This window comes from Pseudomonas sp. 2 (assembly GCF_056627435.1).
In genome coordinates this window covers 57,845-73,187 of the sequence record NZ_JBWXNG010000021.1, presented here as the reverse complement: position 1 = coordinate 73,187, position 15,343 = coordinate 57,845, and the positions used below count along the sequence as shown (strand labels likewise).

Sequence of the window (15,343 nt, the reverse complement as noted above, 5' to 3'; positions counted from 1 at the left end):
ATATGAAAAAGCTGTTGGCTGTATTCGCTGCAGTGGCTGCACTGTCGGCCCACGCCGATGAAACCCTGACCGTCGCGGCCACCGCCGTGCCGCACGCGGAGATTCTGGAGTTCGTCAAACCTGCGCTGGCCAAAGAAGGCGTGACGCTGAACGTGAAGGTCTTCAACGACTACGTGCAGCCGAACATCCAGGTCGACCAGAAGCGCATGGACGCCAACTTCTTCCAGCACCAGCCATACCTGGATGAGTTCAACAAGGGCAAGGGCACTCACCTGGTGAGCGTGGCCAAGGTTCACGTCGAACCGTTCGGCGCCTACTCGGACAAGATCAAGAACCTGGCCGACCTGCCGGATGGCGCCACCGTTGCGCTGCCTAACGATGCGACCAACGAAGGCCGCGCGTTCCTGCTGCTGGTCAAGGCTGGCCTGATCACCCTGAAGGATCCGAGCAGCATCACCGCCAAGCCGAGCGATGTGCAGCAGAACCCGAAAAACCTGAAATTCCGCGAGCTGGAAGCGGCCACCCTGCCGCGCGTGCTGACTCAAGTCGATCTGGCGCTGATCAACACCAACTACGCGCTGACCGCCAAACTCGATCCGACCAAGGATGCGCTGATCATCGAAGGCCAAGAATCGCCATACGCCAACATCCTGGTGACCCGCGAAGACAACAAGGACGCGCCAGCCATCCAGAAACTGGTCGCCGCGCTGCACAGCCCTGAGACCAAGCAGTTCATCGAGACCAAGTACAAGGGCGCTGTGGTTCCGGCGTTCTGATCAATCTGCGTGCAGCCGCTCGGTATGCGGCTGCACGCTGTTCCTCTGTAGGAGCGAATTCATTCGCGATGCGATGGATCAGGCGACACATCTCTGTCGCCTGATCCATTTTTCGCGAATGAATTCGCTCCTACAGGAATTGCGATGTTCGCGCATGTAGGTTGGCGAACCTCCAATCTTCTTATCTGCGCTCAACCAACCCCGGCAACTGCGCCACCAGTTTCTGGTTGTTCAACGGCGCACGAATGAATCCCCGCTGCGTGCCGTCCGGCCCCAGCAGCGCCAGGTTGCCGCTGTGGTCCACCGTGTAATTCGGCTTGCTGGTATCGGCCGGAATGAACGGAATGCTCATGGCGTTGGCCAGTTTCTGAATGCTGTCCACCGGCGCCGTCAGGCCCACGAACTGCTTGTCGAAATAGCCCAGGTAGGTCTTCAGCTGCGCGGGCGTGTCGCGGTTCGGGTCGACGCTGACCAGCACGACACGCAATTTATCCACCGCCTCCTTGGGCATTTCGCTCTTGATCTGACGCAGCTGGGCGAGGGTGGTCGGGCAGATGTCCGGGCAGAAGGTGTAGCCGAAGAACAGCAGCGTCCACTTGTCCTTCAGGCTGTCCAGCGCCACCGGCTGGCCGTCCTGATCGGTGAATTTCAGGTCCGGCACGCTGCGCGGTTGCGGCAGCAGGATCACACCGGCATCGATCAGTGCCACCTGGTCGCCCTGGCCTTTGCCGGACAGCACGCGGTTGACGGTCAGGCCCAGCACCAACGCAACGATGGCCACGAGAATGAAGACGGTCTTTTGGGTTCGGGTCATAAATTCAACAGTAAGTAGTGATCTACGAGCAGCGCGATGAACAGCCACAGCAAGTACCAGATCGAGTACTTGAAGGTGTTGATCGCGGCGTGCGGCTGGCTGCCACGGTACAACACCAGAGCCCAATGCAGAAAGCGAATCCCCAGCGCGCTGGCGCAGACCAGGTACAGCAGCCCGCTCATCTTGATCACGTACGGCATCAGGCTCACCGCCAGCATCACGCAGGTGTAGAGCACGATGTGCAGCTTGGTGTAGCGCTCGCCGTGGGTCACCGGCAGCATCGGAATGTCGGCCCGGGCGTACTCCTCCTTGCGATGAATAGCCAGCGCCCAGAAATGTGGCGGGGTCCAGGCAAAGATGATCAGGGTCAACAGCAGCGGCTCGGCGCCCAGGTGCCCGGTGACCGCGACCCAGCCGAGCATCGGCGGCGCGGCACCGGCCAGGCCGCCGATGACGATGTTCTGCGGCGTCGCGCGCTTGAGAAAGCCGGTGTAGATCACCGCATAGCCGAGCAACGAGGCGAGCGTCAGCCAGGCGGCGAGGGCGTTGGTGAAGGTCAGCAGCAGCGCCTGCCCGGCCATCGCCAGGAGCGCGGCGAAGGTGAGGGCGGCCACCGGCGAAACCCGGCCTTCGGCCACTGGCCGCTTGTGGGTGCGGGCCATCACGGCGTCGATGCGCCGGTCCACCACATGATTGACCACCGCCGCGCCTGCCGCGCACAGCATGATGCCCAGGTTGCCGAACAGCAGCACCGCCCACGGCACACCGGCGCGGGTGGCGAGAAACATGCCCACCAGCGAGGTGATCAGCATCAGGACCAGAACCCTGGGTTTGGTCAGTTCCAGATAGTCCCGCCACAGCGCCTGGCGGTGGTGACGGGTGGTGGTGGTCATGATTCCCTCCCTTTGCAATCTGCCTCTGCCCGGAGGGCGTAGGAGCGTAGCTTGCTCGCGATCTGCTGCGCAGCAGCAGTAAAACCTGAACATGCGGTGCGTCTCGATGGCCGAGGCGTCTGATTTTACTGCCGGTTCCCGGCAGATCGCGAGCAAGCTACGCTCCTACGCCCTCCGGGCAGAATCAAAAGCACGTCACCGATGCGGCCCCAGATGGAGCAGCACATGGGCGTGTTGCCAGAAGCTCGGCGCGTGGCGTCTGGCGACGACGTACACGGGCCTCACGCGGTAGTTGATCAAGGTCATGGTCAGCATCAACGCCGCGCCGCCGGCGTTGTGGGCCACGGCCACGCCCAGCGGCAGATGAAACAGCACGTTGCTCAACCCCAATGAAATCTGCACGACCAACGCCAGCACCAACAACCCGGCCAGGCCCCTGAGCCCTGCGCGATGCAGCTGCCAGGCCAGCGCCAGCAACGAGACCGTCACCAACAAGGCGCCGATGCGGTGGGTCAGGTGAATGGCCGTGCGCGCCGTGCTGTCGAGCTTACCGCCCAGGTAGTTGGGGCCGATGTGTTGGGTCAGGTGAAAGCCATTGGCGAAATCGGCGTCCGGCCACCACTGGCCCTGACAGGTGGGCAGATCGGTGCAGGCCATGGCTGCGTAATTGGAGCTGACCCAACCGCCCAGCGCGATCTGCAGCGCCACCAGCACCAGCCCGAAGGCCGCCAAGCGCCGCAAACGCGGGGCGATCTGCGGCATCGGGGCAAAGGCGCCGCTCAATCGCAGGCTCAGCAGAAACAACAGGCTCAGCGTGGTGATCCCGCCCAACAGATGCGCTGTGACCACCTGCGGCCAGAGTTTGAGCGTGACCGTCCACATGCCAAACGCGGCCTGCCCGAACACCACGCCCACCAGCGCCAGAGGCAGCCCGACCGGCTGGCCGGCGATGTGTCGGCGATGCCAGGCCTGCACACCGAGCATCATGATGACCAACGCCAGCGTGCCGGCGAAATAGCGGTGGACCATCTCGTTGCGACCCTTGTGCTCCTCGACAGGCGAGTCCGGGAAGTGCAGCTCGGCGTGGGCCAGCTGCGCTTCGGTCTTGGGCACGCTGATGAAGCTGTAGCAGCCGGGCCAGTCCGGACAGCCCAGGCCCGCGTGGGTCAACCGGGTGTAGGCGCCCAGCAGCACGACCACCAGCGCCAGCAGGGTTGCAAAGAGAGCGAGACGAAATCCGGGCCTGGTCATGGTGACCCCCTTAGCCGATGTTCGACAGTTTCAGCAGTTGGCGCAGGTCGTTGAGCAGATCCTTACCGTTGACCTCGGCGCCATAGCGCAGCACGAGATTGCCGTGCGGGTCGACGATCCACAGCTGCGGCAGATCGACCCCGGGCGCGGTGCGCTGATAGCGCTTGAGGTCCAGCGGGTAGCGCTGCAATTGCGGGTATTCGCGGGTGAGCTTTGCGTCATAGGCCGGATCCAGCGGCTGAGTGGTGGTCAGCGCGTGGCTGGCACGGGTGGCATCGCGCCCTAGGCCGATCTGGATCTGCCGCGCCAGATACACCAGTTGCTGACAATCGGCTTCGCATTGATCAGGCGCGGTCACCAGCAATTGCCAACGGCTCTCGTCGGACTGCACGCCCAGCTCGGTGCGGGTTTCGCCGGTGGCGATCAGGTCGCCATGAAAGCTGCGGCCATCCGGCACCCAGAACTTGAACTTGTACATGCTGGTGGCCAGGATCATCGGCCCGATCGCCACCAAGAGCACCAGAATCAACTGCAGGCGCCCGCGCCGCCGGTTCTTGGGTGCACGTTGATCAGACGTGCTGGCTGGACTCATCGCTGTTCCCATGGGCGTTCTCCTTGTTTTTATTGTTCTTCTTATTGTTGTTGGCGGCACGGGGCGGGCTGAACCCCAGAAACAGGTACAAGCCGACCAACGCCGTCGCCATCGCAAACCACTGCACGGCGTACCCCAGATGTTTCTCCGGGCCCATGGCGACCACCGGCCAATCGGCGCGATAGGCTGCGGGGCCGGGCTCCAGCCGCAGCTCATGGGCGAAGCCTTCGCGATTCATTTGCGGCCAGACCTTGGCCGGATCGATGGCGGTGACCAGCTTCGGCCAGCTGGCGTTTTGCGCATCGGGGTGCAGCTGGAATGTGGCGCCCGGCGACACATAAACCCACGCGTCCAGATTCATGGCTTGAGTCGGCGTGTCGAAAACCGGCGGCGTACGCCGATCCGGCCAAGGCAGCCAGCCACGATTGATCAACAGCCACAGGCCGCTGGCCTGGTCATGAAACGGCTGAACCAGCTCGACCCCGGCCTTGCCCTCGCGGGTGCTGTTGTCCAGCAGCAGGCTGTGTTCGGCATCGAAGCTGCCGCGCAATTGCACTCGGCGGTAAGCCGGGTCGGCGGTGCTGGGCAGCAGCTCGGCCGACATCGGCGGCGCAGCCCAGCGCTCCGCGTAGGTGTCGAGCAGGGCGCGCTTCTCTTCGCCACGGCCCAGCTGCCAGAAACCCAGCGAAATCAGCACCGGCAGGATCAGCAGGACCACCAGCGTGGGCGCAATCCCAGGCCGAAAGCGTCGCATCACGCCTTCCTCGCCCGCTTGCGCGCCACACCTATACTCCCTTGCATACCCTTCGCTCCCGGAGTGATTCGATGCTCAAAGTGGCCATTGTCGTGATGCTCATCGCCACCATCGTCAGCCTGTTCAGCGGCCTGTTCTTTCTGGTCAAGGACGACGCGTCATCGACTCGCCTGCTAAAAGCCCTGACCCTGCGCGTGACCTGCGCCGCCATCACTCTGGCGCTGATTGCCTATGGCTATTTCAGTGGGCAGCTGGTCTATCACACGCCTTGGTAAACACGCCGCTCCCCCTGTGGGAGTGAGCTTGCTCACGAATGCGCTGGGTCAGTCACCCCATCCATCGACAGAACGTATGCTTTCGTGAGCAAGCTCACTCCTACAAAGAATCCGTGGCGTGGTTACAGGACGTACACAAAAACAAACAACCCCACCCACACCACATCCACAAAGTGCCAATACCAACTGGCCGCCTCGAAGCCGAACTGGTGCTCGGCATTGAAATGCCCGCGCAGGATGCGCATCAGCATCACGAACAAGATGATCGTGCCGATGGTCACGTGAGCGCCGTGAAAGCCCGTAAGCATGAAGAACGTCGCGCCGTAGATGCCAGAACCCAGGGTCAGCCCCAGCTCGGTGTAGGCCTCGTGGTATTCGATTGCCTGAAGGATCAAAAAGCCGATGCCGAGCAGGATGGTCGCAGCCAGCCACAGCTTCAGCGCACCGCGGTGGCCCTTTTTCAGCGCGTGGTGGGCGATGGTCACGGTGACGCTGGAGCTGACCAGCAGGATGGTGTTGATCAACGGCAGGTGCCACGGATCGATGACTTCCTTGGGCGGCGGAAAGAGTTTCGGGTCCGGCGTGTGCAGCAGCGGCCAGACGTTCTCGAAGTTGGGCCAGAGCATGTGTGCGATCGCCTTGCTGCCTTCGCCGCCCAGCGCGGGCAGGGTGATGTGCCGCACGTAGAACAGCGCGCCGAAAAACGCCACGAAGAACATCACTTCCGAGAAGATGAACCAGCTCATGCCCCAGCGGAACGAGCGGTCCATCTGCGCGCTGTACAGGCCCGCGCGGCCTTCCTTGATGACCGTGCCGAACCAGCCGAACATCATGTAAGCCACCATCAGCGCGCCGACGCAGAAGATCCACGCGCCGTGTGTTTCGCGGCCCGCCTTGAGGTCGATCAGCCAGGTGCCCAGGCCGTACATGGTGACGAACATGCCGAGCGTGGCGATGATCGGCCATTTGCTCTGGGCCGGAACGTAATAATGCTCATGGGTTGCCATCTGTGAATCTCCTTGGGCCCACAGGCCCTAGCCGCCATTGGCCGCCACGGGGCGAACGACCGGCGGCATGCGAGCGGTGATGTCGAACAGCGTGTAAGCGAGCGTCAGGTGTTTCACGTCCTTGGGCAGGTCGCGGTCGACGATGAAGCGCACCGGCATCTCGATGCGCTCGCCCGGTTGCAGCATTTGCTGGGTGAAGCAGAAGCATTCGGTCTTGTGGAAATACACCGCCGCGTCACCCGGCGAGATGCTCGGGATGGCCTGGGCGGTCATCGCCTTGTCGGTCGGGTTCTGCGCCACAAACAGCATTTCGTTCACCGCACCCGGGTGCACGACGATTTCCTGGGCCTCGGGATAGAAGCCCCAGGTCATGTCGGCATTGTTGGTGGCCAGGAACTGCACGCGTACCTGACGGCTGTCATCAACCTGCTGGGTCTGGGTGTACTGATCGCCGGTCTTGCCGTTGATGCCCAGCGCCTTGCACATCACGTCGTACAGCGGCACCAGCGCAAAACCGAAGGCGAACATCGCCACCACCAGCACCAGCAGGCGGGTAACCAGTCGTTTGGTCGGGCGCTCGGTGTCCGTCATCTCAATGGCCCTTGTCGCTGACGTCCGGCGGCGTGACGAAGGTGTGATACGGCGCAGGCGAGGGCACGGTCCACTCCAGGCCCTCGGCACCATCCCACGGCTTGGCCGGTGCAGGCGGGCCGCCGCGAATGGTCTTGATCACGATGAACAGGAAGAAGATCTGCGTGGCGCCGAAGGTGAATGCACCGATGGACGAGACCATGTTGAAGTCGGCGAACTGCAGGTTGTAGTCCGGCACCCGACGCGGCATGCCGGCCAGCCCCACGAAGTGCATCGGGAAGAACGCCATGTTCATGCCGATGAAGGACAGCCAGAAATGCAGCTTGCCCAGGGTTTCGTCGTACATGTGGCCGGTCCATTTCGGCAGCCAGTAGTAGGCCGAGGCGAAGATGCCGAAGATCGCCCCCGGCACCAGCACGTAGTGGAAATGCGCGACCACGAAATAGGTGTCCTGGTACTGGAAGTCGGCCGGCGCGATCGCCAGCATCAGCCCGGAGAAACCGCCGATGGTGAACAGGATCACGAACGCCACGGCGAACAGCATCGGCGTCTCGAAGGTCAGCTCGCCCTGCCACATAGTGCTGACCCAGTTGAACACTTTCACGCCGGTGGGCACGGCGATCAGCATGGTCGCGTACATGAAGAACAACTCGCCCACCAACGGAATGCCGACCACGAACATGTGGTGGGCCCAGACGATGAACGACAGGAAGGCGATGCTCGCCGTGGCGTAGACCATCGAGGTGTAGCCGAACAGCGGCTTGCGCGAAAACGCCGGAATGATCGAGCTGACCGCGCCGAACGCGGGCAGGATCATGATGTACACCTCGGGGTGGCCGAAGAACCAGAACACATGCTGGAACAGCACCGGATCACCACCGCCGGCGGCACTGAAGAAGCTGGTATGGAAATGAATGTCCATCAGCATCATGGTCACGCACCCGGCCAGCACCGGCATCACCGCAATCAGCAGGAAGGCAGTGATCAGCCAGGTCCAGACGAACAGCGGCATTTTCATCAGGGTCATGCCGGGGGCGCGCAGGTTGAGGATGGTGGCGACGACGTTGATCGCGCCCATGATCGAGCTGATGCCCATCAGGTGAATGGCGAAGATGAAGTAGGTGACGCTTTCCGGCGCGTAGGTCGTGGAGAGTGGCGCGTAGAAGGTCCAGCCGAAATTCGGCCCGCCACCGGGTGTGAACAGGGTCGATACCAGCAGCAGGAAGGCAGCGGGCAGCAGCCAGAAACTGAAGTTATTCATCCTCGGCAGGGCCATGTCGGGCGCGCCGATCATCAGCGGGATCATCCAGTTGGCCAGGCCGACGAACGCCGGCATCACCGCGCCAAACACCATCACCAGCCCGTGCATGGTGGTCATCTGGTTGAAGAACGCCGGTTCCACGATCTGCAGGCCAGGCTGGAACAGCTCGGCGCGAATGACCATGGCGAACGAGCCGCCGAGCAGGAACATGCTGAAGCTGAACCACAGGTACAGCGTGCCGATGTCCTTGTGGTTGGTGGTCAGCACCCAGCGCATCAGGCCCTTGGCCGGACCATGGGCATGGCCTTCGTGGCCATGGTCGTCGATCACTGCACTCATGTCCTGTCTCCTGCGAAACCCTGACGAGAGAAAATCATTCTGTGGGAGTGAGCTTGCTCACGAAGGGGCCGGTACATCCGTCGAGAAGGTGAGGTTCGAAAGAAAGCTTTCGTGAGCAAGCTCACTCCCACAGGAAACCGTGGATGCTGAGCTGACGAACCGGTCCTGCCCGCCGCCTGGAATCTGTTCATTTGGCAGCCGCCTGCTTGAGCGCCAGCACGTCTTTTGGCGTGACCATGTCGCCCTTGTTGTTGCCCCAGGCGTTGCGCTCGTAGGTGACGACGGCGGCGATATCGACTTCCGACAATTGCTTGCCGAACGCCGCCATCGCCGTGCCCGGCCGCCCGTTGAACACGGTTGCCAGGTGTTCTTCCTTCGGCCCCATGACGGTTTTCGAGCCTTTGAGGGCAGGGAACATCGGCGGCAGGCCCTGGCCTTCGGCCTGGTGACAGGCCGCGCAGGTGGTGTGGTAGACCTTGTCGCCCTGGGCCACCAGCTCTTCGAGCGTCCAGTCCTTGCTGGTCAGCTCCTTGAGCTTGGCCGCTTCCTGTTTGCGCCCGGCCAGCCAGGTGTCGTAGTCGGCCTGGGTCTTGGCCTCGACCACGATCGGCATGAAGCCGTGGTCCTTGCCACACAGCTCGGCGCACTGGCCGCGGTAGATGCCGGGCTTCTCGATGCGGGTCCAGGCCTCGTTGACGAAACCGGGGATGGCGTCGCGCTTGACGGCAAACGCCGGCACCCACCAGGAATGGATCACGTCGGCGGATGTCACCAGAAAGCGGATCTTCACGCCCACCGGCACCACCAGCGGCTGATCCACTTCGAGCAGGTAGTGCTCGCCCTTGGCTTCCTTGTTGTGGATCTGGTCCTGAGGCGTGGCCAGGTTGCTGAAGAACTCGACGTCCTGGCCCAGGTACTTGTAGTTCCACTTCCACTGGTAACCGGTGACCTGGATGTCCAGCCCCGATTCCGTGCTGTCGTACATTTGGATGAGGGTACGGGTGGCAGGGATCGCCATGACCACCAGAATCACCAGCGGCACGACGGTCCAGAGAATCTCCACCGTGGTGCTTTCGTGAAATTTGGCGGCCACCTGCCCGGTCGACCGTCTGTGCACGATCATCGACCAGAACATCGCGCCAAAGACGATGATCCCGATCACCACACAGATCCAGAAGATGGTCATGTGCAGGTCGAAGACTTTGTGACTGACCTCAGTCGCTCCCGGCGCCATATTCGTGGTCCAGGCGGCGTGCACCGGACTGAATATCGACCACAACAGGAGGCCCATCCAGACGTGTGGATGTCGCATCATTGCGCTTCCCCTCTTGTTCTTCTTATAGCCAGCAGTCACTTGCGGGCGAGGGAGCGGTCAATTAAGTCGCAAAGGGGACCGGGGCCTGGCCTGCACTTCCAGTTCAGACATCATCAGCTACTACTCACAGACCCGAGTATAGACACGCCGCCATCACGCGCACGCAGTGGAGAATCTGCAAATTCGAGCTATACGCACGCGCATTTACTGAGAAAAATCGGCAAAAACGGGGAGAAAGTGGCCTTTTAATAGCCGATCCACATAACCATGAAATTGTTATGACAATTACGTCTTAGCCACGTTGCCAAGCAAGCTAACGTATGACTTCCCTATAATGACAGTCAGGTTTTTCGCCCCATGGAGCATTCATGAACACCGCCGCATTGCGCGAGCAGATCACCCAAGCACAGGAACACGAAACAAAGACCGGCGACCTGCTTCGCCAGCTCGAGTTACAACTTCCCCACCTGCACCCTGCCATCCATCTGCCCGATGTCGATGCCAGAGGTGTGTTGACGCGCTTTGTCATCGCCTACATTGAACAAGTCCCCGACCTGCTGGACGCCGCCAATGAAGTGGCGCGTCAGGCCGGTATCGAAAGCCAGATCAAGCCGGTGCTGAAAATCGCCGAGCAGTTCTTCATCGCCCCGCCGGCGATCATGGAAGGCCACGAGGGCCTGGACGGCCTGCTGGACGAGGCCTATCTGGCCCACCGTCTGGTGGAAGAAGTGAACGATCTGTACATCACCCACCTGCGCCAGCCGCTGATCCCGGTGAACACCACCGTGGCCAGCGTGATTGCCCACCAGTTGATCGGCGAAGCATTCGCCAACCGGCTCGATGAAGTGGTGCACCACGCCATCGATCAGATGCTGGACGAGGAGAGCTTCTCGCTGGAATCGGTCGAGGCCTACCGCGACAAACTCGCCAGCCCCGATACGGAAGCCGCTTGGAAGCGCTGGCCGAGCCTGTCGCGCCAGCTGGGCGTGGGGCTCGAAATGGAATGCGCGCGGGATTGATTGAGCGGCGTTCTTCGCTCGAACATTGAAACGCGTAACCTGTAGGAGCGAATTCATTCGCGAATGGATCAATCGGGCGATACATCTGTTTCGCTCATTCGATGTTCGCGAATGAATTCGCTCCTACAGGGCTTCAATCAATCATCAATGCATCGCCGCCCCGCCAATCGAGGTACGCATCCGCCCCTCGACCCGGCGCTTGAGCAGGCGCTGCTCCAGCACCAGCCGCGAGCCCTGCGCCGCATTGGCGCGGCCCCAGTCTTCCAGCAGCTCAAGGCAGGCGTGGTCGATGTAACTCAGGTTACTCAGCGGCACATGCAGCGTGGTGCCCGCCGGTACCGTGTTCAATGCCTGAGTCAGCGCAGGCACTTTGAGAAAGGTCGCAGCGCCGGTCAGACGCAACTCCATCTCGCCCTCGGCCTCCAGATCCAGCAGATTGATCTTCAAGCGCGACGCGTTCAGCGCCAGCTGCACCAGCGTCAGGCCAAAGCCGATCAGCACGCCGGTCAGCAAGTCAGTGAAGACGATGGTGCCCGCCGTCGCGGCGTAGATGAAGATCGGCATCCGCCCATAACGCCCCAGCCCGCGCAGCGCCTTGAAATCCACCAGCTTCACGCCGGTGTAGACCAGCACCCCGGCCAGGCTCGCCACCGGAATGCTCTGCAGCACGCTGGACAACAACAGCACGAACGCCAGCAGCCACAGGCCATGGAAGATCGTCGACAGGCGCGTCTTGGCGCCCGCCTGCACGTTGGCCGAGCTGCGCACGATCACCCCGGTCATCGGCAGGGCACCGACCAGGCCGCAGAGCATGTTGCCGACGCCCTGGGCGCTGAGTTCCTTGTCGAAATCCGAACGCACGCCGCTATGCATGCGATCCACCGCAGCGGCAGACAGCAGGGTCTCGGCGCTGGCGATGAACGCTACGGCGATGGCGGCGATCAGGATGGCAGGGTTGGCCAGGTTCAGCAGATCGGCGGGGCGCAGCCAGTCGATGGCTTCGCTGAGGTTGGCAGGCACCTCGACGCGATTGACGTCCAGGCTCATCGCCAGGCTGATCACAGTCGCGATCCCCACACCCAGCAACGCGCCCGGCACGAAGCGCAGCGCCTGAGGACGGCGTTTTTCCCACAGCCACATCACCGCAATCGTACCCAGCCCGAGCAGGCCAGCCTGCATGCCGCTGCCCGGGCCGATGGCGCCGAACAGCGTTTCGGGAAAGGCGATCAGGTTATCCAGCCCCGACGGTTTGGGGCCGCTGTCGAACATCACATGGGCCTGGGACAACACGATCAACACGCCGATCCCCGCCAGCATGCCGTAGACAACCGCAGGCGCCGTGACCCGGAACCAGCAGCCGAGCTTGAGTCGCCCGGCCAGCAATTGCAGCGCACCGGCCAGCAGCAGGATCGGCCCGAGCATCGCCATGCCATGCTCGCGCACCAGTTCGAAGACCAATACGGCCAGCCCGGCCGCGGGGCCGCTGACCTGCAAGGGCGAGCCGGCCAGCCAGCCGACCACGATGCCGCCAATGATGCCGGTGACCAGGCCCTTGGCCGGCGGCATGCCCGAGGCGATCGCGATACCCATGCACAGCGGCAGGGCCACCAGAAAAACCACCACGGAAGCCAGGAGCTCGCGTGGCAGTAAAGCTTTCAGATCCGTAGTAGCCATGACGACTCTCCGCATAATCTTCAGACGTGACAACGCCCCGCAGCCTGTGCAATGCACAGCCGCCAAGAGCTTGAATGAGGGGTGGAACCGTCGAGGCCCTGGCAGGCTCACTCAACGCGAGCCTGCCAATGGCGGGCGATCAGTAACGCGAGCGCGGCGTCGCTGTCGGGATGGCGTGGTCGCCATCGAGCGGCAGGAAGGCGCCCTGCTTGGAATCGTAGGCGCGGATTTCGCTGGTCTCGATGTTGTAGACCCAGCCATGGATGAACAGCTCACCGCTGGCCAGCTTCGACGCCACCGACGGGTGGGTACGCAGATGCTGAAGCTGGGCGATGACGTTCTCTTCGGTCAGCACGGGCATGGTTTCATGCTCGTTGGTGCAGCTGCAGTTGTGCTCGACCACGGTACGCGCCACCTCGGCGTGACGCAGCCAGGCTTTGACCGTCGGCATCTTTTCCAGGCTGTCGGGATTGAGCACCGCGCGCATCGCGCCGCAGTCCGAATGGCCGCAGATGATGATGTGTTGCACGCCCAGCGCCATGACCGCGTATTCGATGGCGGTCGACACGCCGCCGTTCATGGGGCCGTAAGGCGGAACCACGTTGCCGACGTTTCGGGTGACGAACAGGTCGCCCGGGGAGCTTTGGGTGATGAGTTCGGGAACGATGCGCGAGTCGGCGCAGGTGATGAACATGGCCCGTGGATGCTGGGCGGTGGCGAGCTTCTTGAACAGTTCTTCCTGCTGCGGGAAGACGTCATGACGGAAATGCTTGAAGCCGTCGACGATGTGCTGCAGCGCCACATCGGCGGATTCGGACTGGCCTGCGGCAGCTGGCGCGGCCTTGGGTGTGTTATCCCTGTTGCTCATGTCTCATCCTCACTAAAAACGGATTGAAGTGGATTTTCCGGTGATTCCCGTGGGCGACCCACTTTTTTCAGGCATGACGGACAATTCCATTTGTACGCGACCCGCCGGTCACTTGTGAAACACCCTACCGGCCAAAACTTAATTGAAACTGAATGCATCGCTCTAGCCCGAGGGTTTGGCTTAAGAAAATCTTAACGTCTGTATGGATAGCCACCTGTCATTTGTGACAATAGACGCTACGACCTAATGAGACTAGCGTTGAGTCACATCTTGAGCGGCACATACCAAGGACGAGGTGAAAAAATGTCTTATTTCGAGATTCGTATTTCCAAAGGAGATGTGGACGAGGACCAGAATCCTGAGGTCTTTGTTGAATTCTACTATCAGGAGCAAGTCGCTGCAGATGCAGTTCCGGAGCCTGAGTTGAAGTCCGCAGCAGTGATCTACTCATCTGGAGGCAACGGCTTGTACGACACCGTATCAGACAAGTCTGATCTGGATGGCAGCGGCGGCCACAATGACGGTGACACCAAGATATTGGTGGATCTGGCAAACGCCTTCGCAAAGATCGATCCACGATCCTTTAGCCATTAGAGCAATGAGCCTCACAACAGCGACATCTGCCCACCCGGCGGGCAGAACGCTTCACAATCGAGCTTGAAACTGTCGCGTCGGTTCAGTCCCAGTTTGCGCATCGCAATACTGTAGCGTTGCGCAAGCAGCTCGGCGAACACGCCTTCGCCGCGCATGCGCGAACCGAAGCGGCTGTCGTACACCTGCCCGCCACGGCTTTGACGCACCAGGCTCATCACATGCTCGGCCCGTTGCGGGTAATGCGCCTGCAGCCACTCCTCGAACAGCGGCGCCACTTCCAGCGGCAGGCGCAGCATCACGTAGCTCGCGCTCAGTGCGCCAGCAGCCTTGGCCTCGCTCATCATTCTCTCAAGTTCCATGTCGTTGATCATGGGAATGATCGGCGCCAGCAGCACACCCACCGGCACGCCTGCATCGCGCAACACCCTGATCGCCCGCAGCCGGGCCTTCGGCGCAGCGGCGCGCGGTTCGAGGATACGTTTGAGTTCATCATCCAGCGAAGTCAGGCTGATGAACACCGAGACCAGCCGCTGCTTCGCAAGTTCTGCCAGCAAGTCGAGATCGCGCAGGATCAGCGAACCCTTGGTGATGATTGTCACCGGATGGCGGTAGCGCAACAGCACCTCCAGGGTGGCGCGGGTGAGTTTGTGTTCACGCTCGATGGGCTGATACGGATCGGTATTGGCCCCCAGCGTGATCGGCGCCACGCTGTAGCCGGGTTTGGACAGTTGCTGTTCGAGCAGGGCAGCGGCGTTGGTCTTGGCGATCAGCTTCGTCTCGAAATCCAGCCCCGGCGACATGTCCCAATAGGCGTGGCTGGGCCGGGCGTAGCAGTAGATGCAACCGTGCTCGCAGCCCCGGTAAGGGTTGATCGAGCGGTCGAAGGGAATGTCCGGCGATGAATTGCGCGCGATGATGCTCTTGGCGGTTTCCAGCGTCACCGTGGTGCCTTGGGTCAACGGCACTTCCTGATACCAGCCGTCGTCCTCGGCCACCGACCGGTTGGGCGCGAAGCGGTTGTGCGGGTTGGTCGCGGTGCCGCGGCCGCGTTGAGGGATGGAGGCAGACATGAACAGGTTTCCGAGTACTGTATTTACATACAGTATCCGTCATTCAGACCGCTGCCAACTGTGGCTGCTGGCGAAGCGACAGTCGGAGTAGGAAAGATCGCTCTCCCCCATAGCCGTCAGGCCGATCAGAAGCAAGACAGTTCTGAATTTCTCGGCTACCGCCCCATATAACAATTTGCAAAGCCTTATCGATTTCAAAGCTCACTGTGCTGGATTAAGAGTAAAGGCGGCTGAATCAGGACATTATCCA

Annotated in this window: 16 protein-coding genes; 4 read left to right on the top strand and 12 right to left on the bottom strand. The window is 61.7% G+C overall.

Going from position 1 to position 15,343, the window contains the following annotated elements; all coding sequences use genetic code 11:
• The first annotated feature begins 2 nt into the window (after positions 1–2).
• The gene (locus tag AC1MEK_RS26630; protein WP_480399238.1) at positions 3–776 is read left to right on the top strand and encodes a MetQ/NlpA family ABC transporter substrate-binding protein; all 774 of its coding nucleotides are present in this window, start codon (positions 3–5) and stop codon (positions 774–776) included.
• A 181-nt stretch (positions 777–957) separates the two neighbouring features.
• On the opposite strand, the gene AC1MEK_RS26625 is transcribed toward AC1MEK_RS26630, so the two are convergent.
• The 5 genes from AC1MEK_RS26625 to AC1MEK_RS26605 all read right to left on the bottom strand — a co-directional run bounded on the left by AC1MEK_RS26625 (position 958) and on the right by AC1MEK_RS26605 (position 5,080).
• On the bottom strand, positions 958–1,590 hold the full coding sequence (locus AC1MEK_RS26625) for an SCO family protein (protein WP_480399237.1): 633 nt from the start codon (positions 1,588–1,590) through the stop codon (positions 958–960).
• Positions 1,587–2,483 (bottom strand): heme o synthase, encoded by an 897-nt coding sequence (gene cyoE, locus AC1MEK_RS26620; protein ID WP_480399236.1) that lies wholly within the window; start codon positions 2,481–2,483, stop codon positions 1,587–1,589. The genes AC1MEK_RS26625 and cyoE overlap by 4 nt, the downstream gene beginning before the upstream one ends.
• A gap of 195 nt (positions 2,484–2,678) precedes the next feature.
• Positions 2,679–3,734, bottom strand: a complete 1,056-nt coding sequence (locus tag AC1MEK_RS26615; RefSeq protein WP_480399235.1) for a COX15/CtaA family protein — start codon at positions 3,732–3,734, stop codon at positions 2,679–2,681.
• Positions 3,735–3,744: 10 nt separating this feature from the next.
• The gene (locus AC1MEK_RS26610) at positions 3,745–4,338 is read right to left on the bottom strand and encodes a hypothetical protein (protein ID WP_480399234.1); all 594 of its coding nucleotides are present in this window, start codon (positions 4,336–4,338) and stop codon (positions 3,745–3,747) included.
• Positions 4,304–5,080, bottom strand: coding sequence for an SURF1 family protein (locus AC1MEK_RS26605; protein ID WP_480399233.1), 777 nt, complete (start codon positions 5,078–5,080; stop codon positions 4,304–4,306). The genes AC1MEK_RS26610 and AC1MEK_RS26605 overlap by 35 nt, the downstream gene beginning before the upstream one ends.
• Positions 5,081–5,151: 71 nt before the next feature.
• Here AC1MEK_RS26605 and AC1MEK_RS26600 point away from each other — a divergent pair, with 71 nt between their 5' ends.
• Positions 5,152–5,355 (top strand): twin transmembrane helix small protein, encoded by a 204-nt coding sequence (locus AC1MEK_RS26600; RefSeq protein ID WP_480399232.1) that lies wholly within the window; start codon positions 5,152–5,154, stop codon positions 5,353–5,355.
• A gap of 122 nt (positions 5,356–5,477) precedes the next feature.
• On the opposite strand, the gene AC1MEK_RS26595 is transcribed toward AC1MEK_RS26600, so the two are convergent.
• The 4 genes from AC1MEK_RS26595 to coxB form a co-directional block, all read right to left on the bottom strand.
• Positions 5,478–6,362 carry a cytochrome c oxidase subunit 3 gene (locus AC1MEK_RS26595; protein WP_480399231.1) on the bottom strand — a complete coding sequence of 295 codons (885 nt, stop codon included), beginning with the start codon at positions 6,360–6,362 and terminating at the stop codon, positions 5,478–5,480.
• A 27-nt stretch (positions 6,363–6,389) separates the two neighbouring features.
• Positions 6,390–6,953, bottom strand: coding sequence for a cytochrome c oxidase assembly protein (locus AC1MEK_RS26590; protein ID WP_480399230.1), 564 nt, complete (start codon positions 6,951–6,953; stop codon positions 6,390–6,392).
• Position 6,954: 1 nt separating this feature from the next.
• Positions 6,955–8,553, bottom strand: a complete 1,599-nt coding sequence (ctaD, locus tag AC1MEK_RS26585) for a cytochrome c oxidase subunit I (protein WP_480399229.1) — start codon at positions 8,551–8,553, stop codon at positions 6,955–6,957.
• Positions 8,554–8,740: 187 nt separating this feature from the next.
• The gene (gene coxB / locus AC1MEK_RS26580; protein ID WP_480399228.1) at positions 8,741–9,868 is read right to left on the bottom strand and encodes a cytochrome c oxidase subunit II; all 1,128 of its coding nucleotides are present in this window, start codon (positions 9,866–9,868) and stop codon (positions 8,741–8,743) included.
• 368 nt (positions 9,869–10,236) lie between these two features.
• Here coxB and AC1MEK_RS26575 point away from each other — a divergent pair, with 368 nt between their 5' ends.
• Positions 10,237–10,887 (top strand): hypothetical protein, encoded by a 651-nt coding sequence (locus AC1MEK_RS26575; protein ID WP_480399227.1) that lies wholly within the window; start codon positions 10,237–10,239, stop codon positions 10,885–10,887.
• 144 nt (positions 10,888–11,031) lie between these two features.
• Here the strand turns inward: AC1MEK_RS26575 and AC1MEK_RS26570 are convergent, their stop codons facing one another.
• The gene (locus AC1MEK_RS26570) at positions 11,032–12,561 is read right to left on the bottom strand and encodes a SulP family inorganic anion transporter (RefSeq protein ID WP_480399226.1); all 1,530 of its coding nucleotides are present in this window, start codon (positions 12,559–12,561) and stop codon (positions 11,032–11,034) included.
• Between the two features lie 139 nt (positions 12,562–12,700).
• On the bottom strand, positions 12,701–13,429 hold the full coding sequence (locus AC1MEK_RS26565; protein ID WP_480399225.1) for a carbonic anhydrase: 729 nt from the start codon (positions 13,427–13,429) through the stop codon (positions 12,701–12,703).
• A 303-nt stretch (positions 13,430–13,732) separates the two neighbouring features.
• On the opposite strand from AC1MEK_RS26565, the gene AC1MEK_RS26560 reads away from it, so the two are divergent.
• Positions 13,733–14,023, top strand: a complete 291-nt coding sequence (locus AC1MEK_RS26560; RefSeq protein ID WP_480399224.1) for a hypothetical protein — start codon at positions 13,733–13,735, stop codon at positions 14,021–14,023.
• Positions 14,024–14,034: 11 nt separating this feature from the next.
• Here the strand turns inward: AC1MEK_RS26560 and AC1MEK_RS26555 are convergent, their stop codons facing one another.
• Positions 14,035–15,093 carry a PA0069 family radical SAM protein gene (locus AC1MEK_RS26555; RefSeq protein WP_480399223.1) on the bottom strand — a complete coding sequence of 353 codons (1,059 nt, stop codon included), beginning with the start codon at positions 15,091–15,093 and terminating at the stop codon, positions 14,035–14,037.
• Positions 15,094–15,343: the final 250 nt, after the last annotated feature.